18 protein-coding genes are annotated in these 17,519 nt (G+C 66.5%); 2 read left to right on the top strand and 16 right to left on the bottom strand.

The window, feature by feature from the left end; translation table 11 throughout:
• Window positions 1–38: 38 nt before the first annotated feature.
• The 4 genes from A7Q26_RS17150 to A7Q26_RS17135 are packed head-to-tail and all read right to left on the bottom strand — an operon-like array spanning window position 39 to window position 3,944.
• Window positions 39–983, bottom strand: a complete 945-nt coding sequence (locus A7Q26_RS17150; protein WP_066861956.1) for an acetyl-CoA carboxylase carboxyltransferase subunit alpha — start codon at window positions 981–983, stop codon at window positions 39–41.
• An 11-nt stretch (window positions 984–994) separates the two neighbouring features.
• On the bottom strand, window positions 995–1,927 hold the full coding sequence (locus A7Q26_RS17145; protein ID WP_066861955.1) for a tyrosine recombinase: 933 nt from the start codon (window positions 1,925–1,927) through the stop codon (window positions 995–997).
• A gap of 2 nt (window positions 1,928–1,929) precedes the next feature.
• The gene (locus A7Q26_RS17140; protein WP_066861952.1) at window positions 1,930–3,750 is read right to left on the bottom strand and encodes a hypothetical protein; all 1,821 of its coding nucleotides are present in this window, start codon (window positions 3,748–3,750) and stop codon (window positions 1,930–1,932) included.
• Between the two features lie 5 nt (window positions 3,751–3,755).
• Window positions 3,756–3,944 carry a hypothetical protein gene (locus A7Q26_RS17135; RefSeq protein WP_066861949.1) on the bottom strand — a complete coding sequence of 63 codons (189 nt, stop codon included), beginning with the start codon at window positions 3,942–3,944 and terminating at the stop codon, window positions 3,756–3,758.
• Between the two features lie 97 nt (window positions 3,945–4,041).
• Between A7Q26_RS17135 and A7Q26_RS17130 the strand changes: the two genes are divergently transcribed.
• Both A7Q26_RS17130 and aroB read left to right on the top strand, forming a co-directional pair.
• Window positions 4,042–4,590, top strand: a complete 549-nt coding sequence (locus A7Q26_RS17130) for a shikimate kinase (protein WP_066862868.1) — start codon at window positions 4,042–4,044, stop codon at window positions 4,588–4,590.
• Window positions 4,581–5,687, top strand: coding sequence for a 3-dehydroquinate synthase (gene aroB / locus A7Q26_RS17125; protein ID WP_066861947.1), 1,107 nt, complete (start codon window positions 4,581–4,583; stop codon window positions 5,685–5,687). The genes A7Q26_RS17130 and aroB overlap by 10 nt, the downstream gene beginning before the upstream one ends.
• Window positions 5,688–5,948: 261 nt before the next feature.
• Here the strand turns inward: aroB and rpmE are convergent, their stop codons facing one another.
• The 12 genes from rpmE to rpsB all read right to left on the bottom strand — a co-directional run bounded on the left by rpmE (window position 5,949) and on the right by rpsB (window position 17,406).
• Window positions 5,949–6,173, bottom strand: coding sequence for a 50S ribosomal protein L31 (gene rpmE, locus A7Q26_RS17120; protein ID WP_066861944.1), 225 nt, complete (start codon window positions 6,171–6,173; stop codon window positions 5,949–5,951).
• A 187-nt stretch (window positions 6,174–6,360) separates the two neighbouring features.
• On the bottom strand, window positions 6,361–6,837 hold the full coding sequence (gene fabZ / locus A7Q26_RS17115) for a 3-hydroxyacyl-ACP dehydratase FabZ (protein ID WP_066861942.1): 477 nt from the start codon (window positions 6,835–6,837) through the stop codon (window positions 6,361–6,363).
• Window positions 6,838–6,843: 6 nt separating this feature from the next.
• Window positions 6,844–7,500: an OmpH family outer membrane protein gene (locus A7Q26_RS17110; RefSeq protein ID WP_066861939.1), complete on the bottom strand. Its 657-nt coding sequence runs from the start codon at window positions 7,498–7,500 to the stop codon at window positions 6,844–6,846.
• Window positions 7,500–10,148, bottom strand: a complete 2,649-nt coding sequence (gene bamA / locus A7Q26_RS17105; protein ID WP_066861937.1) for an outer membrane protein assembly factor BamA — start codon at window positions 10,146–10,148, stop codon at window positions 7,500–7,502. Before bamA ends, A7Q26_RS17110 begins: the two co-directional genes overlap by 1 nt.
• An 87-nt stretch (window positions 10,149–10,235) precedes the next feature.
• Entirely contained in the window at window positions 10,236–11,369 is a 1,134-nt protein-coding gene (gene rseP, locus A7Q26_RS17100; RefSeq protein WP_066861934.1) for an RIP metalloprotease RseP, read from the bottom strand.
• Window positions 11,366–12,523, bottom strand: a complete 1,158-nt coding sequence (locus A7Q26_RS17095) for a 1-deoxy-D-xylulose-5-phosphate reductoisomerase (protein ID WP_066861931.1) — start codon at window positions 12,521–12,523, stop codon at window positions 11,366–11,368. The genes rseP and A7Q26_RS17095 overlap by 4 nt, the downstream gene beginning before the upstream one ends.
• Window positions 12,520–13,299, bottom strand: a complete 780-nt coding sequence (locus tag A7Q26_RS17090; protein WP_066861913.1) for a phosphatidate cytidylyltransferase — start codon at window positions 13,297–13,299, stop codon at window positions 12,520–12,522. The genes A7Q26_RS17095 and A7Q26_RS17090 overlap by 4 nt, the downstream gene beginning before the upstream one ends.
• A gap of 4 nt (window positions 13,300–13,303) precedes the next feature.
• Window positions 13,304–14,044, bottom strand: coding sequence for an isoprenyl transferase (locus tag A7Q26_RS17085; RefSeq protein WP_066861911.1), 741 nt, complete (start codon window positions 14,042–14,044; stop codon window positions 13,304–13,306).
• A gap of 44 nt (window positions 14,045–14,088) precedes the next feature.
• Window positions 14,089–14,646: a ribosome recycling factor gene (gene frr, locus A7Q26_RS17080; protein WP_066861909.1), complete on the bottom strand. Its 558-nt coding sequence runs from the start codon at window positions 14,644–14,646 to the stop codon at window positions 14,089–14,091.
• A gap of 7 nt (window positions 14,647–14,653) precedes the next feature.
• On the bottom strand, window positions 14,654–15,379 hold the full coding sequence (gene pyrH / locus A7Q26_RS17075; RefSeq protein ID WP_066861907.1) for a UMP kinase: 726 nt from the start codon (window positions 15,377–15,379) through the stop codon (window positions 14,654–14,656).
• A 230-nt stretch (window positions 15,380–15,609) separates the two neighbouring features.
• Window positions 15,610–16,536, bottom strand: a complete 927-nt coding sequence (gene tsf, locus A7Q26_RS17070; RefSeq protein ID WP_066861905.1) for a translation elongation factor Ts — start codon at window positions 16,534–16,536, stop codon at window positions 15,610–15,612.
• Between the two features lie 111 nt (window positions 16,537–16,647).
• Window positions 16,648–17,406, bottom strand: coding sequence for a 30S ribosomal protein S2 (gene rpsB, locus A7Q26_RS17065; protein WP_066861903.1), 759 nt, complete (start codon window positions 17,404–17,406; stop codon window positions 16,648–16,650).
• Between the last annotated feature and the right edge of the window lie 113 nt (window positions 17,407–17,519).

Raw genomic sequence — 17,519 nt, 5'->3', positions numbered from 1 at the left:
GCGAAAATGGCGGGCTGTTCCCGAAAAAGCGAGGGAAGTCAGACGCCGATGGCGAGGAATTTGTCGGCGCGGTCGGTACGCAGCGCCTGCGCGCCCATGCCATCGAGCGAATCCAGTTCCGCCTCGATCGCCGTGCCCAGGCTGGCGATCGCCTGCACCGGATCGCGATGCGCGCCGCCCACCGGCTCGGCCACGATGCGATCGATCACGCCCAGCGATTTCAGATGCTGCGCCGTCACCTGCATCGCGGTCGCCGCGTCGCTCGCCTTGTCGGCGGTCCGCCACAGGATCGATGCGCAGCCTTCGGGCGAGATCACCGAATAGACCGCATGTTCAAACATCAACACGCGATTGGCCGCCGCCAGCGCGATCGCGCCGCCCGATCCGCCTTCGCCCACCACCGCCGCGACCATCGGCACGCCCAGCGCCAGACAGGCTTCCGTCGACCGGGCGATGGCTTCGGCCTGGCCGCGCTCCTCCGCCTGCACGCCCGGAAAGGCGCCCGACGTGTCGACCAGGGTCACCACCGGCAGGCCGAAGCGATCCGCCAGCTCCATCAGGCGGATGGCCTTGCGATAGCCTTCGGGTTTGGCCATGCCGAAATTGTGGCGCACGCGGCTGGCCGTGTCGTCGCCCTTCTCGTGACCGATCACCATGACCTTGCGCTCGCCAAGCGTCGCGAAGCCGCCGATGATCGCCTGATCGTCGGCAAAGGCGCGGTCGCCGGCAAGCGGCATGAAATTGTCGAACATGCCCGCGACATAGTCCTTGAAATGCGGACGGTCGGGATGCCGCGCCACCTGGGTCTTCTGCCAGGGCGTCAGCTTCGCATAAGTGTCCTTGAGCAGCTTCGCCGCGCGCTGTTCCAGCGTCGCGATCTCGCCGTCGATGTTGATGTCCCCCACGCTGGCGGTGGCGCGCAGTTCGACAATGCGCGCTTCCAGCTCAGCGATCGGCTTCTCGAATTCCAGAAAGCTTACCATGGCGCCACGCGTTACGGTGCTGGCGCTTCGCCGTCAACGCGGCGATGCGCGTTCCTTGTCGGCATGGTCGCGAGCGGATGGCGTCGGTTGACCAGCTCGACCAGCCGCCGGCTGTCGACATGGGTGTAGATCTGGGTCGTGCCGATGTCGGCATGACCCAGCATCGCCTGCAAGGCGCGCAGGTCCGCCCCGCCTTCCAGCAGATGGGTCGCGAAGGCGTGGCGCAGCACATGGGGGCTGACCCGTTCGGGCGCGATGCCGGCGGCGGCAGCCAGCGCCTTGACCAGCTGATAGAGGCGGATGCGGCTCAGATGGCTCTTGCCCGACGGGAACAGCCAGGGGCTGTCCGCCGCCACATGGGGCAGCCAGGCAGCGACGGCGGCGCGCGCGCGGTCGGAAATGGGCACCAGCCGCTCGCGCGCGCCCTTGCCCTTGAGGATGAGGAAGGGCCGGTCGGCGGCCAGCGCCCGGCGCGGCAGCGATACCAGTTCGGTCGCGCGCAGGCCCGATCCGTAGAGGAGTTCGATCAGCGCGGACAGGCGCAGGTCGAGCGGCGCGGGATGCTCCACGTCGATCCGCTCGGCGATCAGCGCGAAGAAACGGTCGACTTCCGCTGTGGACAATATCCTGGGCAGGGATCGCCGCGTCACCGGGCGGGGCAAGGCGGCGGAGGGATTGTCGGCGCGCAATCCTTCCTCTTCAAGAAAACCGTAGAAGGCCCGCAAAGCGGACGTCTTGCGCGCGACGGAAGACGCCGCCAGCTCCGCCCAGGCCGCCGCCAGCGTGCCCAGCCCGTCGCGGGTGGCGCACGCAAGGTCGCCCAGTACATCGCCCGCGCCCGCCAGGTCGGCGCGATAGGCCAGCAGCGTGTTGCGCGACGCGCCGCGCTCCGCCGCCATCATTTCGAGGAAACGGTCGACCAGGGCGGCATCCTCCTGCCCCATGGTCAGATGCGGCTGATCGCCTCGGCGGCGATCATCCGCGCCTCCGGGTCCAGCCCGACCCGGTGGAGCGCGGCGACGACATGATAGAGATGTGCGGGCGGCAGGTGAGTCCAGTCCTGCCCCTGCATCCCCACCGCGACGAGCAATGCCACCGTCGCCTTTTCGCCCCGCTGCGCCGCCGCGCCGATGGCGCGCGCCCAGCGGCTGTTGGGGGCGAGCGCCACGCCATTGTCCTGCGCCAGCGCGGCGCCATCCTGCGGCGACAGGCGCGCCAGGCCGGCGAGGGCGGCGATCAGCATCCGCCCCTTTTCCGGCCCGACCTCGCCGACATAGGATGATACGCGGCCGGAACTGATATCCACCACCGGGCTGGGTGCGCCGACGGCCAGCAGCGCCCAGAATTGCGACGCGCCCTCGCCGTCCAGTCGGCCGATCGCCTGCGCCCAGCGCGCGGCATTGCGGTCATAGCCGGCGGTCAGCATGGCGGCGACCAGATTGGCGGCATCCTGCGCCGAAGCCTGCGCGACCGGCAGCGCGGCCGCGGCACGCGCGGTGGCGATCAGGCCGACATAGTCGGGCTTCGCGCCATCCTGCCACCAGCTCTGCATCCCCCCGATCCGGTCCGCCACTGTCGCGCCCGCATAGGCGGCGCGCAGCGCCTCGATCTTGTCCGCGATATCGGCGGGCGCATCCCCGTCACTGCCCAGCTGGCCATAGAAGCCGACCAGCGCCGCATTGGAAAACACCCCCAGCCGCGCGGCAATATCCACCCCCGGCTGCCGCCGCAGCGCCGTCAGCGCCGGCGCGCGCGCTTCCCAGGCGCGGACATGCTGCCCCGCCGTGGCGTAGAGATCCTCGGGTATCTCGACGTTGAGCGCGGTCGCCAGGCCATAGCGCCAGGCCGTGAGCCGATCGACGCCGTCCCATTCGATCTTGACCGAGCGGCGGGCATTGAAGCCGGTGCCGACGACCTTTTCCGCCAGCCGATAGTCGATGCCGCGCACCACCCCGCGGCGCTGCGCCTGGTTGAGCGCGCCGCTCGCCATGCCCTGATCGCCCGACAGCGCCGGGCAGATCGCGCGGGTCATGTCCCAGCCCGGCTCCTTGGAGAAACGTAGCGCCCCTTCCGACAGCGGGCACAGGCCCGCAGGGTCCGCGCTCGCCAGATAGGTCTGCATCGCGATGGCATAGAGGCGCGGGCTGTAGCGGTCGGAATCGACGCTCTGCACCATCAGCCGGGCGCTGTCCGCCTCTCCCATGCGCAGCAGCAGCCAGGCGCGCTCCGCCGCCCAGTCCGCGCCGTCGATGCCGCGCGGCGTGTCGGTCGCGCTCAGCAAGGCGCGGCGCAGCAGGATGGAGGCCCAGCGCGACACGATCGGCGCATGGGTCTGCCGCATCAGCGCCGCCAGATATTGCCCCGATTCCCGGCCGAAGGCGTCCGGTTCGAAACCGCGTGTCTGCGGCGTCAGCGGGCCGATGCGGTCGAGCGAGCGCCGCGCCGTGTCGGGCAGGTCATATTTGGCCTTCTGCGCCGCCAGTTCCTCGGGGGTCAGTTCCGCCTCGGCCGCGTTCGTCGCGTCGGCCGCCAGCGACAAGTCCGGCAACCCCTGGTCGGGCAGCGGCTGGACCATCGGCGCGGCGGGCGATCCGGGCGCGGGCTGCGCCGGTCGCGCAGGCTGCGGCGCGGCCGCCGGGGCTTCGGGCGCATCGCCGAAGCCGGGGGGCAACAGCGATTCGGGCGCCTGCTGCGCCACCACGGGCAAGGTCAGCGCAAGCGCGAAGCTGCCCAGCGCCCATTTGGCATTCGCCCGCGGCCAGCGCATCCGCCTTACTGACCCAGTTTCTCGGAGGGGATGATCTTTTCGACGCGCTGCTGCGGCTTTTCCCCGCCGCGCGACCAGAAAAAGGCGAGCAGGGCGGCGACCAGCAGGACAAGGACGATGGGAATGATCGGCAGGCGGCCGCCGCGGCGACGCGAACTGCCTTCGAAACTGCTATAGTTGCGATTATTCTTCATAGGTCCTTGGCTTAGCTGGCCGGGCCTGCAAGGCCGGGTGAACAAAGAAAAGATGCGATTTGCCTCTGCGACGGCTGGCTGTATAGCCCCCCTCGCCATGCAGCGAAACAGCAAAATCCCGGAGAGCCAGGCCCGGCGCGGTCCCATCGTATTGGTGGGCATGATGGGCGTGGGCAAATCGACGGTCGGCCGCCGGCTGGCCGCGCGCCTCGGCCTCAGCTTCGTCGATGCCGACGAGGAGATCGAGAAGGCCGCCGGCATGAGCGTGACCGAGATTTTCGAACGCTATGGCGAAGCCTATTTCCGCGACGGCGAGCGGCGAGTGATCGCCCGGCTGATGGACGGCGCGCCCAAGGTGATCGCGACCGGTGGCGGCGCCTTCATGCAGGACGAGACGCGCAAGCTGATCCTGGAGCAGGCGACGGCCGTGTGGCTGGACGCCGACATCGATATATTGGTCGATCGGGTGGGCCGCCGCGAAAGCCGGCCGCTGCTCAAGAATCGCGATCCGCGCGTGGTGCTGACCGAACTGGCGGCGGTGCGCAATCCGGTCTACGCGCTTGCCCCCATTCATGTGAAGAGCATCGCCGCCCCGCACGAAGTCGCGGTCGAGCGGATCATGGAGCAATTGACGGCATGGCATTAGTCCGCGTCGCGCTGGACGCGCGCAGTTACGATATCGTCATCGAACAGGGTGCGCTGGATCGCGCCGGCGACACGCTCAAACCCTATGCGCGCAATGGCCGGCTGGTGGTCGTGACCGACGCCAATGTTGCCGCGACCCAGTTGCCCCGGCTCGACGCCAGCCTTCGCGCGGCGGGCATCACCGTCGAACCGATCATCCTGCCGCCGGGCGAACAGACCAAGAGCTGGCGCTATCTGGAACAATTGCTCGACGCACTGCTGGCCCTGGAGATCGAGCGCGGCGACCATGTGATCGCGCTGGGCGGCGGCGTGATCGGCGACCTGGTGGGTTTCGCCGCCTCGATCCTGAAGCGCGGCTGCCATTTCATCCAGCTGCCGACCACACTTCTGGCGCAGGTCGATTCGTCGGTCGGCGGCAAGACCGCGATCAACGCAAAGGCGGGCAAGAACCTGATCGGCAGCTTCTACCAGCCCGCCCTCGTCCTGATCGATCCGTCGACGCTCGACAGCCTGCCGCCGCGAGAAACCCGCGCCGGCTATGCCGAGGTGGTCAAATATGGCCTGATCGACGACCCGGACTTCTTCGCCTGGTGCGAGAGCGATGGCCATCGCCTGCTGGCGGGCGACCCGCAGGCGCGCACTTATGCGATCGAACGCAGCGTCAGCGCCAAGGCCGCGATCGTCGCCGATGACGAGCGCGAGACGTCGGGCCGCCGCGCGCTGCTCAACCTGGGCCACACCTTCGGCCACGCGCTGGAGGCGGACACCGGCTTTTCCGACATGCTGCTCCATGGCGAAGGCGTCGCGGCGGGCATGGCGCTCGCCTTCCGCTATTCGGCGCGCCTTGGCCTCTGCCCGCAGGCCGACGCCGATCGCGTCACCGCCCACCTCCAGGCCGTGGGCCTTCCACACGACCTCGCCACCGCCCATGTCACCGCCGACGGCGCGGCACTGGTCGGCCATATGCTGCACGACAAGAAGATGGCGGCCGGCACCCTGCCCTTCCTCCTGGCGCGCGGTATCGGAGCGACCTTCCTGTCGAAGGATGTCGTGCTGGATGATGTGACAGCGTTCCTGGACGAGGAACGGGCCGCCTGATCGCCTCAAAGCGCGCCCCTCGAAGGCGCAAAGCCGCGGTGCAGGAAGCGGACAGAGGCCGACAGTCAGGCGCGGTGCGACGCCGCACGGAAGCGGCCATCCCTTTAATTACCGTCATCCGAGCGACAAGGAGGAAGGATTTTATATCCGCCTGCACGGGGATGACGAGACGAGTGATGCGCGTCCGCTCACCACCATCATCGCGACAAACAAAAAGGGCGCCTCGCGGGCGCCCTTTCCGTTTCAACCATCGAAGGCCGATTACTTCTTCAGCGTCAGCCCGCCGAAACGCTTGTTGAAGCGCGCCACCTGGCCGCCGGTGTCCAGCTGGCGGTTACCGCCCGTCCAGGCCGGGTGCGACTTGGGATCGATGTCGAGCGCCAGCGTGTCGCCTTCCTTGCCCCAGGTCGAGCGGGTCTGGAAGGTGGTGCCGTCGGTCATCTGGACCGTGATCAGGTGGTAGTCGGGGTGGGTATTGGCCTTCATGGCGATATGCTCCTTCGATGGCCGGTTTCCGACCGGCCGGATGCGTGAAAATGCGAAGGCGCGCCGTTAGCGGTTTGCGCGCGGATTGGCAAGAATAAAGGCGTCATCCCGGCGAAGGCCGGGATCTACGACCAGGACGCGGCAGCCGCCCTGCGACCCCGGCATTCGCAGGGGGGACACGCAGCCCTCAATCCTTGGGCGGATCGGTGATCATGGCGACGAAATTGGCTTCCGACGCCAGTTTGCCGTCGATCATTGCCTTGCCGCTGAACTTGCAGATGGCGCCGCGATTCTGCGTCACTTCGACATGCAGGTCGAGCAGGCAACCCGGCTCCACCGGCGAGCGGAATTTCGCGCCGTCGATGCTCATGAAATAGACGAGCTTGCCCGAATCGGCCAAGTTCATCGATTCCACCGCCAGCACGCCCGCAGCCTGCGCCATCGCTTCCACGATCAGCACGCCGGGCATGATCGGCCGGGTCGGGAAATGTCCCTGAAAGAACGGCTCGTTCACCGACACCGCCTTGATCGCGTGGATCGACTGGCTGGGCACCAGCGAGACCACGCGGTCGATCAGCAGCATCGGATAACGGTGCGGCAACGCGGCCATGACCCGACGGATATCCATCGGGCCACGCGCGGTCGATTCAACCTCTCCCGTCATCGTCTATCAGCGCGACTTGGGCGCCTGCGCCGGGGCTACCGGAGCGGCAGCGGCCGCACCGGCCTGACCCTGACGGCCCGGCTGCCAGCCGGCCGGCGGGGTGATGCCGACGCTGGGCACCAGCGCATTGAGTTCGGTCACGACCGACTGGGTGATGTCGACGGTCGGCTGGTAGGAGACGGTCGCCTCGGGCGAAAGGACCAGGTCGACCTTCGCCTTGGTCATCGCGGCCTTGAGCGCGTCGGAGAGCTTCGCGGTGATCTGCTCCTCGACATAGGCGTTGGCGATCGCGATCGGCTGGCCCATGCGCTGCAGTTCGGCCTGGGCGGTCTGCTGCGACTGCTGGAACTGCTGATACTGGGTCTCGATCGCCGGGGTCGGCTTGCCGCCGGCGGCCTTGAGCGCGGCCTGGAGCGCGTCGCCCTTGGTCTTGAGGTCGGTGTCGATCGCCGTCTTGCGCGCGTTGAACGCATCGATCTGCGGCTTGTAGGTGGTCTGCATCTGGGTGCGCGCGGTGGTGTAGGCAGCGCTGGTGCCCACGGCGCGCTGCAGGTCGGCGACGGCGATGCCGGTCTTCGACTGGGCGGCGGCCGGAACGGCGGTCAGGGCCAGAGCGGTCATCGGCGCGAAAACGAGCGCCGCGGCTTTAACGATGGTCTTCATCAGAATTGAGTCCCTACATTGAAGGTGATGAGCTTGTTGTCGTCCCCTGGTTCCTTGAGCAGGGCCTTGGCGATGTCGATGCGGAACGGGCCGAAAGGCGAGTTCCAGTTGACGCCGAAGCCCACCGACAGACGCGGCTTGAGCGTGTCGCCGAGATATTCTTCCACGAAATTGCCGCCCGCAAAGCTGTAGTTGACCGGACAGACCGGCGCATAGGGCGTGCCGTCCGCCTTGACGGTCGTCCCCGATCCCGACGTCGGCGAGCAATAGCCGGCAAACTGGATCGTTTCGGGATTACGCAGACCCGCTACAGCGCCGGCATCCATGAAGATCGAAGGGCGCAGGCCCATTTCGCGTGCACCCGAACCCAGCGGAATCTCCACCTCGGCGCGGGCGAGATAGTAGATCTTGCCGCCCAGCGCGTCGTCCGAGACATTGTTGTTGCTGTTGTTCTTGATGTAGTTGCCGGTGGCCGTGCCGTCGGAATCGGTTTCCGCCTGGAGGTAGAAGCGCTTCACGCGCGGACCGACACCGCGAATGTCGAAGCCCCGGAACTGCGGTTCGCCCAGGAAGAAGCGATCGACCAGACGGATCTTGTCCACCAGGTCGCCGGCCGCGTCGCGACGCTCGCCTTCCAGGCTGTGGATATAGCCGCCCTCGCCCGACAGCGAGAAGATGAAGCCGCTGCCCAGCGGGAAATATTTGGCGGCGCTGATGCGGGTCTTCACATATTTGACGTCGCCCCCCAGCCCGGCAAAATCCTGGCTCAGCACGATATTATGGCCGCGCGTCGCCCGGATACGATTGTCGCGCGTATCGTAGATCAACGAATAGCCGAGCGAAGAGGTCGTGCGCTTGCCGATGGCGTCGCAGAGATAGCGGCCGGCCAGCAGCGGGTCGCATTCGGTATCGCCGTCGCCGTCCGTGTCGGAATAATAGGTGTCCTGATCCAGCGTCGTATTGTCGAAGTTCAGCTGATAGCGCAGCGCCAGCGACATATATTCGGTGATCGGCACGCCCGCGCGCAGCTGGAAGCCGGTCGACGTATTTTCATAGGTCGTGTCGCGGTCATTATTGGTCAGATAGCGGAAGCTGTTGAGGTCGCGGCGATAGATGTCGCCGCCCAGCGCGATATTCTTGTCCATGAAATAGGGTTCGGTGAAGCCCAGTTCGATGGATTTGGAATAGGCCGAATAATTGACCGAGGTGCGCAGTTCCTGACCCTTGCCGCGGAAGTTGCGCTGGGTGATCGATGCCGCGACGATGAAGCGCTCCAGTGACGAGAAACCCGCCGAGAGCGACAATTCGCCGGTCGATTTCTCCTGGACGTTGGTTTCCAGCACGATGCGGTCGGGCGCGGAGCCGGGCTTCTGCTCGATGTCGAGCTTTTCCTGGAAGAAGCCCAGCGAGTTGATGCGGTCCTTCGAGCGCTTGACCAGGAAACTGTTGAACGCGTCGCCTTCCGCCAGGCGGAATTCGCGGCGGACCACCTTGTCCTGCGTCAGCGTGTTGCCGTTGATGTCGACCCGCTCGACATAGACGCGCGGCGCGTTGGCGATGCGGAAATTAATCCCCATCGTCAGCGATTCCTTGTCGCGGTTGAAGTCCGGCGACACGTCGGCGAAGGCATAGCCGAACAGGCCCGCCGTCTCGCTCAGCGTGTCGACCGTGTCCTCGACCTGCTTGGCATTGTACCAGTCGCCCTTCTTCATCGGCAGGCGCTTGGTCAGGCTGTCCCCCGACAGGTCGCGAATGTCCGATTCGACCTTCACGTCGCCGAACTTGTAGCGGTCGCCTTCCTCGACGACATAGGTGATGATGAAGTCCTGCTTGTCGGGCGTCAGTTCCGCAACCGCGGAGATGACGCGGAAGTCGGCATAGCCTTCGGTCAGGTAGAATTGGCGCAGCTTCTGCTGGTCATAGGCCAGCCGGTCGGGATCATAGCTGGTGCCCGAGGAAAAGAGGCGGAACCAGCGCGACTGCTTCGTCACCATCTGGCTGCGCAGTTCGCCGTCCTTGAACTTGTCGTTGCCGATGATGTTGATCTGGCGGACCTTGGACTTGGGCCCTTCCGAGATTTCGAATACGATATCGACGCGGTTCTGGTCGAGCTGGACCATCTTCGGCTCGATCGTCGCGGCGAAGCGACCCTGCCGGCGATACAGCTCGACGATGCGGGCGACGTCGGCGCGCACCTTGGATCTGGTATAGATCTGGCGCGGGGCCAGTTTTATTTCGGGACGGATCTTGTCGTCCTTCAGGCGCTTATTACCTTCCAGGACGATGCGGTTGATGACGGGGTTTTCCTTCACCTCCACCGTCAGCGCGCCATTGTCGTTGCGGATCTGGACGTCGGCGAACAGCTCCGTCTCGTACAGGTCGCGCAGCGCCTGATCCAGGCTCTCCTGCGTGTAGGGCTGGCCGGTGCGCAGCTTGGTGTAGGAAAGGACGGTGTCCGGCTCCAGGCGCTGGGTGCCCGTTACCGCGACGCTGCGCACGGTGCCCTGCGGCGCGACGGCGGGCGCGGTTACGGCGGGCGCCGGGGCGGCGGCGTCCTGCGCCATGGCCGGGGCCATCGGCAGGCCCGCGATCATCGTCGTCGCCAACAGGGCCGCGACGACCGGGCGCTGCCTGTTGCTGCTGTTCATCGCTGTCACCCGCTTCACCTCAAACTCGAATAAAATGTTTCCGCCGCAACAGACGACGCCAAACGGCGCTTCCCTGCCCGATGCGCGTCAGCCGATCAAGCCGGAGAGGCTCTTCCAAAGGCCGAAAGACGATAAATCGTTGAAAGTCACCAGCAGCATCATCGCCATCAGAAGCGCCAGACCCGACCGATAGGCCCATTCCTGGGCCGCTGCGCTCACCGGCCGCCGCTGCACCGCCTCGATCCCGTAAAAGAGCAGATGCCCGCCATCCAGCATGGGAATTGGCAAGAGATTGATGAACCCCAAGTTAATCGAGATGAGCGCGGCGAAGAAGATGAAGCTTTCCAGCCCCAGCGTCGCCGCCTGTCCCGACACCTGCGCGATCTTCAGCGGCCCGCCCAGTTCCTTCACCGACCGGCCGCCACCCAATATCTGGCCCAGCGTCTCGACCATGGTGCGGACGATCTGCCCGGTCCGCTCGATCGCGACCACCGGCGCGCGCAACAGGCTGACCGGCTCGATCACCGGGGCGCCGGGCGCCAGGCCGAGCCGCCCGATATTGAACCTGTTGCCGAACCCGTCATCCTCGCTGACGCTGCCGATCATGCCCTGCTTGACGATACGCTGGCCGGCACGGTCGATCACGATCTCGACCGGCTCGCCCGGCCGGATCTGGGCATAGAGGCGGATGTCGTCGAAGGTGGCCATCTCGCGGCCGCCCAGCGAGACGATGCGGTCGCCCGCGACGATGCCCGCCGCCGCCGCCGCGCTGCCCGCCTGCACCTGCCCCGCCACCGCAGGCGTGCGGCTTTCGCCATGGACGAAGGCGAAGGTCGCCAGGATCAGGATCGCGAACAGGAAATTGATCGCCGGCCCCGCCGCGACGATCGCCGCGCGCTGCCACAGCGGCTTGGCGGGGAAGCTTTCCGCCCGTTCCTTCGCCGGCATTTCCAGCCAGGCCGGATCGGTCATGCTCGCCGCGTTCATGTCGCCCTTGAAGCGGACATAGCCGCCCAGCGGCAGCGCCGCGACGCGCCAGCGGGTGCCACGCCGGTCCACCCAGGCGAACAGTTCCGGGCCGAAGCCGATGGAAAAGGCCTCCGCCTTCACCCCGCACCAGCGCCCGACCAGATAATGGCCCAGCTCATGCACGAAGACGAGCGGCCCTATGACCGCCACGAAGGCGAGCACGGTCATCAGGAAACCGGGATTCTGGATCAAGCCGTCAATCTTTCCATCACTTCGCGCGCCTGTCGGCGCGCCTGCGCGTCGGCGGCCAGCACATCATCGATCGCCAATGGCCGTGCCGCGCTATAACGCTCCAACACATCCTCCACAATCATGGCAATATCAAGGAAGCCGATGCGGCCGTCCAGGAAGGCCGCGACCGCGACCTCGTTGGCGGCATTGAGGATGGCAGGTGCCGCGCCGCCCTCGGTCGCCGCCGCGCGGGCCAGGCGAAGGGCAGGAAAGCGTATCGGATCAGGCGCTTCGAAGTCGAGCCTGCCGATCCGCGCAAGGTCGAGCGGCTGGCAGGGCGTCGCGATCCGGTCGGGCCAGGCGAGCGCATGGGCGATGGGGATACGCATATCGGGCGAACCGAGCTGTGCCAGCGTCGAACAGTCGCGATATTCGACCATCGAATGGATTACCGACTGGGGGTGGACCAATATCTCGATCCGGTCCAGCCCGACCGGGAAGAGATAGGCCGCCTCGATCAGCTCCAGCCCCTTGTTCATCATCGTCGCGCTGTCGACGCTGATCTTCGCGCCCATCGACCAGTTGGGATGGGCCACCGCCTGGGCCGGGGTGATGTCAGCCATCTCGGCCCGGCTACGGGTGCGGAACGGGCCGCCGCTGGCAGTCAGGATGATCCTGGAGACGGTATCCAGGCTGCTGCCTGCAAGGCACTGGAAGATAGCATTATGTTCGCTGTCCACCGGCAGCAATGTCGCGCCCGCGTCGCGCGCCGCCTTCATCATCAGCCCGCCGGCCGATACGAGCGATTCCTTGTTGGCCAGCGCCACCGTGCCCCCCGCCTTGAGCGCCGCCATGGTCGGCTTGAGCCCCGCGCAGCCAACGATCGACGCCATCGTCCAGTCCGCGCCGCGCGCCGCCGCCTCGACCAGCGCATCCTCGCCCGCCGCCGCCTCGATCCCCGAACCGGCCAGCGCGTCCTTTAGCGCGCCGTAGAGCCGCTCCTGCCCGATCACCGCGACCTGTGCGCCCGTCGCGCGCGCCTGCGCCGCCAAACCGTCCACATCGCTGTTGGCGGTCAGCGCGACGACGCGATAGGCATCGGGATCGCGCCGGACGAGGTCCAGCGTCGACAGGCCGACCGATCCGGTGGCGCCAAAGATCGAAACGTTCTTCATCCGCCCTGCCCCAGCACAAGATAGATCAGGGCCGCGAGCGGCGCGGCGGCGACCACGCCGTCCAGCCGGTCCATCACCCCGCCATGGCCCGGCAGCAGCGTGCCGCTGTCCTTCACGCCCGCCCGCCGCTTCATATGGCTTTCCAGCAGGTCGCCCAGCTGCGCCGCCACCGCCAGCAGCCCGCTCGCCGCCGCCAGCTGGATCGGCAGGCCCGCGAAGCGGTGCAGCAGGAAACCCAGCACCAGCGCCGCCAGCACGCCGCCAGCCAGCCCCGACCAGGTCTTGGACGGGCTGATGCGCGGCGCCAGCTTCGGTCCGCCGATCGAACGGCCGGCGAAATAGGCGCCGATGTCGGTCGCCCACACCAAGGACAGCGCCCAGAAGGCGAGCAGCAAGCCATAGGCATAGGGTTGTTCCGCCCGCAGGAACTGGAGCGCGGTGATCGGCACGCAGATATAGGGGATGCCGAGCGCCAGCTTCATGCTGCGGCTGGTGAAGGCCACGAAGAAGAAGCCCGCCGCCCCGGCCATCAGCACCGGCCAGTCGATCCCGGCCGCCAGCGGACAGAGCAGCGCCAGCGGGATCGACACGGCGAACATCGCCGCCTTGCGCTGGTCTGCGCTCGCGCCGGTCAGGTCGCCCCATTCGCCCTGCATCAGCACGCCCGCCACCACCAGCAGCAGCCAGAACAGCAGTCCGCCCGCCAGCAGCGCGCCGAGCGCCACCGCGATCAGCGCGACGCCGACAATGGTGCGGGTGCGCAATTCGCTCGTCATAGGATCACAATCCGCCGAACCGGCGGTCCCTCAGGCGGAAGGCGTCCAGCGCCTGCCCCAACGCGCGCCCGTCAAAGTCGGGCCACAGCATGTCGGTGAAATACAGCTCGGCATAGGCCGCCTGCCACAGCATGAAATTGCTGAGCCGCTGCTCTCCGGAGGTCCGGATCAGCAGGTCGAGCGGCGGCAGGTCGGCGGTGTCCAGTTCGGCGTCGATCGCGGCGATGCCAATATCCTGCGCCGCCAGTTCCCCCTTTGCCACCCGATCGGCCAGCCGCTGCGCCGCGCGCACCATCTCGTCCTGGGCGCCGTAGTTGAGCGCGATCGCGATCACCGGGCCGCTGTTGGCCGCGGTGCGCGCCATCGCATTCTCGATCAGTTCGACCAGCGCGGGTTCGAGCGCGCGATAATTGCCGATCACCCGCAACCGCACCCCATTGGCGTGGAACTCGTCCAGGTCCGACTGGATGAAATGGCGCAGCAGCCCCATCAGGTCCGACACCTCGGTCGCCGGCCGCTTCCAGTTCTCCGACGAGAAGGCGTAGAGCGTGAGGCATTCGAGGCCCATCTCCTGCGCCGCGCGCGCTACACGGCGCACCGCCTCCACGCCGGCGCGATGGCCGGCGATGCGGGGCAGCAGCCTTTTCTTCGCCCAGCGGCCATTGCCGTCCATGATAATGGCGACATGACGCGCGCCATGGGCCGGCGCGGCGCTGGGCAGATCGGACTTGGCTTGTGTGGCCATCAGAAGGACATGCGTGCTTTGGCCGCGAAAGGAAAGCCCCCGGCTTACTGGCCGAGGATTTCCTTTTCCTTCGCGCTCGCCGCCGCATCGATATCCGCGATGGTGGCGTCGGTCAGCTTCTGGACTTCGGTTTCCAGCCGCTTGCGCTCGTCTTCGCTGATCTCGCCCTTCTTTTCGTCGGTCTTCAGGCTGTCCATGCCATCGCGGCGGACGTTGCGCACGGCGACGCGGGCGCCTTCGGCATATTTGCTGGCGAGCTTGGCCAGTTCCTTGCGGCGCTCCTCGGTCAGGTCGGGGATCGGCAGGCGCAGCGTCTGGCCGTCGACGATGGGGTTGAGGCCCAGGCCCGCCGAGCGGATCGCCTTGTCGCACGGGCCGACATTGCTCTTGTCCCACACCTGGACCGACAACATGCGCGGTTCGGGCGCGGAGACGGTCGCGACCTGGTTCAGCGGCATGTGCGCGCCATAGACCTCGACCGTCACCGGATCGAGCAGCTGGATGTTGGCGCGGCCGGTGCGCAGGCCAGACAGGTCGCCCTTCAGCGATTCGAGCGCCCCCGCCATGCGGCGTTCGAGGTCGGCTTTGTTATATTGCGGCATGATCTTCTCAACGCTCCTGATTTTTCACGATCGTCGCGACACCCTGCCCGGCCAGCACGGTCGCCAGATTGCCGGTTTCGCGGATGTTGAACACGACGATGGGGATATTATTCTCGCGGCACAACGCGATGGCGCTGGCGTCCATGACCTTGAGGTTATCGTTCAGCACCTGGTCGAAGCTGATCTCGTCATAGCGGACGGCATCGGCCACCTGCTTGGGATCAGCATTGTAGACGCCATCGACGCTGGTGCCCTTGAACAGCGCGTCGCAGTTCATTTCGGCCGCGCGCAGCGCCGCAGTGGTGTCGGTGGTGAAGAAGGGGCTGCCCGTGCCCGCCGCGAAGATGACGATCCGGCCCTTCTCCATATGGCGCTCGGCCTTGCGGCGAATGTAAGGCTCGCACACCGACGCCATCGGGATCGCCGACTGGACGCGGGTGTCATAACCCAGCTTTTCCAGCGCATTCTGCACCGCCAGCGCATTCATGACGGTGGCCAGCATTCCCATATAATCGGCGCTCGCCCGGTCGAACCCTTTGGCCGCGCCGGCAAGGCCGCGAAAGATATTGCCGCCGCCCACGACCACGCACAGCTCGAAGCCGGCATCCTTGGCCGCGGCGATCTCACCCGCGACACGGGCCACGGTTTCCGGCTCGATGCCGAACTGCCCCTGCCCCATCAGCACTTCGCCGGACAATTTCAACAGGATGCGCTTGTAGGCGGGCCGGGTCATGCGGGGCAAGAATCCTTATAAGTGGCAGGGAAAGCGGCCGGACATTAGAGGGGCGAAACCGGGATGCCAAGGGGCGTTTGTCGCCGACAGCGCCCTCTTCATAGGGAAAGGTCCGGCAACGCCGCAAGGCCGGGGTGGGCAACCGACGCCGCCGACGAATAGCGCCAACGAAAAAGGGGCGCCCCTTGAGGACGCCCCTTCCCTTTTCCGTACCGCTTGCGCGGGGGCGATCAGACGCCGGCGGCCGCCGCGACTTCCGCCGCGAAGTCGCTGACTTCCTTCTCGATGCCTTCGCCCAGCTGGAAGCGGACATAGCTCTTCAGCGTGATCGACGCGCCGGCATCCTTGGCGGCCTTGGCGACGACGTCTGCGACCGGGGTCTTGTTGTCCATCACGAACAGCTGCGACAGCAGAGCCTGCTCCTTGGCGAACTTGGCGACCGCGCCATCGACCATCTTGGCGACGATTTCGGCGGGCTTACCCGATTCGGCGGCCTTTTCGGCAGCGATGGCACGTTCACGCTCCAGCAGCGCCGGGTCGATGTCGGCAGCCGACAGCGCCAGCGGGAAAGCGGCGGCGATGTGCATGGCCAGCTGCTTGCCCAGCGGCTCCAGAACGTCGGCGGGCGCATTGCCCTCCAGCGCGACGAGCACGCCGATCTTGCCCAGGCCCGGCGCGGCCGCGTTGTGGACGTAGGGAACGACGACGCCTTCGGTCACTTCGACATGGGCGACGCGACGGACATTCTGGTTCTCGCCGATGGTCGCGATGTTGGCGACCAGCTTTTCGGCGACGGTGCCGCCCGACGGATAGGCGGCAGCCGACAGCGCCTCGGCATCGGCCGCGCCGGTTTCCAGCGCGACGGCCGAAACGGTGCGAACGAAGTCCTGGAACTGTTCGTTCTTGGCAACGAAGTCGGTTTCGCTGTTCACTTCGACCGCGACGCCCTTGGTGCCGGCGACGACGACGCCGACCAGGCCTTCAGCGGCGGTGCGGCTCGACTTCTTCTGCGCGGCGGCGAGGCCCTTGGCACGCAGCCAGTCGGTCGCAGCCTCGATGTCGCCATTGGCTTCGGTGAGCGCCTTCTTGCAGTCCATCATGCCCGCGCCCGAACGGTCGCGCAGTTCCTTGACGGCGGCAGCGGTAATCTCGGCCATGTTTCGGCTCCTAATAGTGGATGTTTCAAATAAGCGAGGCTTAGACAGGCGTTAGGGCGCGTCCCCGAAGAGCGCGCCCTAGCCTGTCATTCTTGCAGTCTTGCGACGCTGTTAGGCTTCGGCGACGACCTCTTCGGCCATCGGCTCGTCCAGCGCGCCCAGATCGACGCCCGAAGCCTGCTGCGCACCACGGTTGCCCTTGGTGGCGGCGGCAGCAATGGCGTCGCAGTAGAGGCGGATGGCGCGGCTGGCGTCGTCATTCGCCGGAACCGGGAAGGCGATGCCGTCGGGCGAGACGTTCGAATCGAGGATCGCGACGACCGGGATGCCCAGCGTGTTGGCTTCCTTGATCGCCAGTTCTTCCTTGTTGGCGTCGATCACGAACATGACATCGGGGATGCCGTTCATGTCGCGGATGCCACCCAGCGACAGTTCCAGCTTCTCGCGCTCGCGGGTCATCTGGAGGACTTCCTTCTTGGTGAAGCCGTGGGTGTCGCCCGACAGCTTTTCCTCGAGGGTCTTCAGGCGCTTGATCGAACCCGAAATGGTCTTCCAGTTGGTGAGCATACCGCCCAGCCAGCGATGGTTGACGAAGTGCTGGCCCGACTTGCGGGCAGCGTCCGCGATCGGATCCTGCGCCTGGCGCTTGGTGCCCACGAACAGCACCTTGCCGCCGGCGGCGACGGTGGCCGACACGAAGTCGAGCGCGCGGCCGAACAGCGGCACGGTCTGCGACAGGTCAAGGATGTGGATGCCGTTGCGTTCGCCGAAGATGTACGGCTTCATGCGCGGGTTCCAGCGGTGGGTCTGGTGGCCGAAATGGGCGCCAGCCTCGATCAATTGGTGCATGGTGACGACAGGTGCCGCCATAATATTTCTCCTTCCGGTTGCTACCTCTGGGAATCAGGAACCCGCCAAGACCTTCAAGGCCGGACAAGGCACCGGATATGTCGATTCCCATGTGGAATGGGCGCGCACTTAGA

This window comes from Sphingobium sp. TCM1, assembly GCF_001650725.1.
Classification (GTDB): Bacteria; Pseudomonadota; Alphaproteobacteria; order Sphingomonadales; family Sphingomonadaceae; genus Sphingobium.
The sequence above is the reverse complement of the archived record's forward strand: the minus strand, read 5'-3'. Positions and strand labels throughout refer to the sequence as shown.

Bases quoted from the DNA above. Each gene is read 5' to 3' on its own strand.
- A7Q26_RS17150 (WP_066861956.1), bottom strand. From the start codon at position 983: ATGGTAAGCTTTCTGGAATTCGAGAAGCCGATCGCTGAGCTGGAAGCG.
- A7Q26_RS17145 (WP_066861955.1), bottom strand. From the start codon at position 1,927: ATGGGGCAGGAGGATGCCGCCCTGGTCGACCGTTTCCTCGAAATGATG.
- A7Q26_RS17140 (WP_066861952.1), bottom strand. From the start codon at position 3,750: ATGCGCTGGCCGCGGGCGAATGCCAAATGGGCGCTGGGCAGCTTCGCG.
- A7Q26_RS17135 (WP_066861949.1), bottom strand. From the start codon at position 3,944: ATGAAGAATAATCGCAACTATAGCAGTTTCGAAGGCAGTTCGCGTCGC.
- A7Q26_RS17130 (WP_066862868.1), top strand. From the start codon at position 4,042: ATGCAGCGAAACAGCAAAATCCCGGAGAGCCAGGCCCGGCGCGGTCCC.
- aroB (WP_066861947.1), top strand. From the start codon at position 4,581: ATGGCATTAGTCCGCGTCGCGCTGGACGCGCGCAGTTACGATATCGTC.
- rpmE (WP_066861944.1), bottom strand. From the start codon at position 6,173: ATGAAGGCCAATACCCACCCCGACTACCACCTGATCACGGTCCAGATG.
- fabZ (WP_066861942.1), bottom strand. From the start codon at position 6,837: ATGACGGGAGAGGTTGAATCGACCGCGCGTGGCCCGATGGATATCCGT.
- A7Q26_RS17110 (WP_066861939.1), bottom strand. From the start codon at position 7,500: ATGAAGACCATCGTTAAAGCCGCGGCGCTCGTTTTCGCGCCGATGACC.
- bamA (WP_066861937.1), bottom strand. From the start codon at position 10,148: ATGAACAGCAGCAACAGGCAGCGCCCGGTCGTCGCGGCCCTGTTGGCG.
- A7Q26_RS17095 (WP_066861931.1), bottom strand. From the start codon at position 12,523: ATGAAGAACGTTTCGATCTTTGGCGCCACCGGATCGGTCGGCCTGTCG.
- A7Q26_RS17090 (WP_066861913.1), bottom strand. From the start codon at position 13,299: ATGACGAGCGAATTGCGCACCCGCACCATTGTCGGCGTCGCGCTGATC.
- A7Q26_RS17085 (WP_066861911.1), bottom strand. From the start codon at position 14,044: ATGGCCACACAAGCCAAGTCCGATCTGCCCAGCGCCGCGCCGGCCCAT.
- frr (WP_066861909.1), bottom strand. From the start codon at position 14,646: ATGCCGCAATATAACAAAGCCGACCTCGAACGCCGCATGGCGGGGGCG.
- pyrH (WP_066861907.1), bottom strand. From the start codon at position 15,379: ATGACCCGGCCCGCCTACAAGCGCATCCTGTTGAAATTGTCCGGCGAA.
- tsf (WP_066861905.1), bottom strand. From the start codon at position 16,536: ATGGCCGAGATTACCGCTGCCGCCGTCAAGGAACTGCGCGACCGTTCG.
- rpsB (WP_066861903.1), bottom strand. From the start codon at position 17,406: ATGGCGGCACCTGTCGTCACCATGCACCAATTGATCGAGGCTGGCGCC.